Here is a 1962-nt window from a genome sequence, read left to right as displayed (position 1 = left end):
GACCTGAAATACCAATAAAAACAATCCCGGCCATTACAAGATCCAGCCTCATTGAGTTTCTTGCATCAATGATCAAGTATCCCAAACCGGATTGAGCACCAACCATTTCTCCTGCGACGAGAAAGATCCATGCGGTTCCTACCGCAATGTGAAGACCGTTCGCGATGTACGGAAAAGCAGCTGGAAAGATAATTTTCGTCAAAAGCCTAATACCCTTAATCTCAAGATTTTGAGCAACTTTCAAGTAATTGCTATCTACCCTGCGAACAGCAGAAACTGTTGATAGCAATACAGGGAAGAATGCAGCAATAAAGATGATTACGATTGCAGGAATATCTCCAATACCAAACCATAGTACGATAAATGGTGACCATGCAATCGGTGAAACTGGCCTAATGACCTGAGCTACAGGATCAAGGACATTCCACAAAACAGGGAGGCGTCCAAGAACCAGGCCAAGGATAATGGCAGCAACTACCGCGGATAAATACCCTGCCGCGAACCTATACAGACTAACCTGAAAATGTGTGAAAAGAGTGCCATCGTAGATAAGGGAAACAATCCCTTCCCATACCTTTAATGGCGGTGGGAATAACACTGTATCATACTCACCAATCATAATTACCGCTTGCCATACAATAATCAGTAAGGCAAACCCTATAATTGCATTCAATAAAGATTTTAATCTAATCATTTTCACTTCGCCTTATCAATTAATGAATGATCAACAAATTCACTGTAGGCTGGAGGGTTTTCCATCAGACCCATTTCCTTGAGATTATTTCTCAGTTCCTCATATTCTTCTTCCTTAATTTTCAAATCATCATAAGAGATCCATTGGAATGAAAGATCAAGAACGTCCTTTTCAACTTTCATATACTTCGAAGACATTTCGTGAGTATGTTCATCTTTTAATTCAGCCATTTCACCAGCTCTTACATATTGATTTACAAACTCTTGAGCAATTTTGCTTTCTTTTTTGATGAAATCATTTCTTAAGACTAGCGTGCAGTCAATCGAGTCCTTCCATATATCCTGGTCCTGGAAAAGAACCTTACCTTTATCTATAGAAACAGAGATAGCTCCAAACGGCTCTGCCACGACATATCCTGCTATCCGTCCTTCTGATAAGGCTGCTGGCATTTCGGCAGGCGGCATTTCAATTGCTTTTACATCTTCATATTTGAGTCCATTTTGTTTTAACATTTGATACAACAGAATGTTATGAGTCGAAAATTTATGCGGAATGGCAAAGTTTTTTCCTTTCAGATCCTCGGCACTATTAACATCATTTCCCACTACAAAAACATTCCCATCGCGATGCCCCAATGCTACTGCACTTAAATCAATCCCTTGTTCCTTTGCCTTCATTGCAAGAGTGACCAGGACAGACGCACCATCAATCCTTCCAGTATTCAATGCATCCATCAGTTCTGGCCATGAACCGAATTTTACAAGTTCTAAATTAAAACCCTTATACTGTTCCATTTCTTTTTCAATGTAAAGGGGTACTGCATGTGTGATTGGCAAGTAACCGATTTTTACCGTTCTCTTCCCGATATCTACTGATGATTGTTTGTTAGTTCCTGACCCGCATGCGGAAAGTGAAAAGGTCATAAAGAACACCAGCATAAGCAGGATATAATTTTTATATAGCTTCTTCATTTGTATTCTCCTTATCTATTAATTTGCTTTATATATGAAACTCAATTGCTGCTTCTTGACGATTGAAATGGAAATCCTCAAAAATCATTTTCCTGTAATGCTGAAAATCACTGTGACTTCTGTCACGTGGCTTTGACAATTGAATTCTTATCTCTTTATGAATTCTGCCTGGATTGGCTTGCATAATAAAAATCCGATCAGATAAATAAATTGCTTCATCGATATCATGAGTTACTAGCGCAATAGTCGTTTTTTCCTGTGATTGTATACGAAGGAGTTCATCTTGTAGATAATATC

At 38.8% G+C, this 1962-nt stretch carries 2 protein-coding genes and 1 pseudogene; all 3 read right to left on the bottom strand.

The genetic code is table 11. The features are described from left to right. A partial coding sequence (locus WB217_RS18620) for an ABC transporter permease (RefSeq protein WP_423994820.1) occupies positions 1-694 on the bottom strand: 694 nt, incomplete at its 3' end. Positions 695-696: 2 nt separating this feature from the next. Continuing rightward, the gene (locus tag WB217_RS18615; RefSeq protein WP_423994819.1) at positions 697-1665 is read right to left on the bottom strand and encodes an ABC transporter substrate-binding protein; all 969 of its coding nucleotides are present in this window, start codon (positions 1663-1665) and stop codon (positions 697-699) included. A gap of 28 nt (positions 1666-1693) precedes the next feature. Next, positions 1694-1962, bottom strand: a pseudogene (locus WB217_RS18610) (ABC transporter ATP-binding protein); the annotation flags it as partial.

It is taken from the genome of Mesobacillus sp. (assembly GCF_049588175.1).
GTDB lineage: Bacteria > Bacillota > Bacilli > Bacillales > Cytobacillaceae > Mesobacillus.
This window is presented reverse-complemented; position numbering and strand designations above follow the sequence as displayed.